This is a genomic window from Oceanobacillus locisalsi (assembly GCF_042675985.1).
Lineage (GTDB): Bacteria > Bacillota > Bacilli > Bacillales > Amphibacillaceae > Oceanobacillus > Oceanobacillus locisalsi.
Genome location: NZ_JBHTKK010000068.1, coordinates 1 through 533 on the forward strand (window position 1 = coordinate 1; position 533 = coordinate 533).

The 533-nt window shown below is 44.8% G+C and carries 1 protein-coding gene; it reads left to right on the forward strand.

The annotated features are described in order from the left end of the window. A partial coding sequence (tnpB, locus tag ACFQ19_RS20365) for an IS66 family insertion sequence element accessory protein TnpB (protein WP_379594681.1) occupies nt 1-434 on the forward strand: 434 nt, incomplete at its 5' end. Nucleotides 435-533: the final 99 nt, after the last annotated feature.

Sequence of the window (533 nt, forward strand, 5' to 3'; positions counted from 1 at the left end):
GACAGCCTTTCTGTCGAAGTACGTCCTGGTGCGGACATGGCTTTACTATCCGATGTTGTACAGGTGCTTACCTATCGATGATAAGCCATATGCCGTTCGAACAAGTCTATTTAGCACGCGGAAGCACAGATCTTCGTAAATCCATTGATGGATTAGCGGTCATTGTCCAAGAGTGTTTTGAGCTGGATCTTTTTTCGCCCTGTTTATTTGTGTTCTGTAATCGGAAACGCGATAAATTGAAAATCCTTCAATGGGAGAATAATGGTTTCTGGCTGCATTATCGGAGATTGGAGCGAGGAACATTTCATTGGCCGTCTGAAGAAGATGCAGCCCCGATGCACATCAGCCCGCGTCAGCTCCGGTGGCTGCTGGATGGGTTATCTATCAACCAAAAACAAGCACACAGCGAAGTAAAAGCCCGTACCGTTCTATAATAAATTGAAATATGCGAATATGGGAATGAGGCTAGGCAAGCCGAATTCTCTTTCGTATACTGTATATATGGAAAAAACAACGGAATCATCCCAGGACAC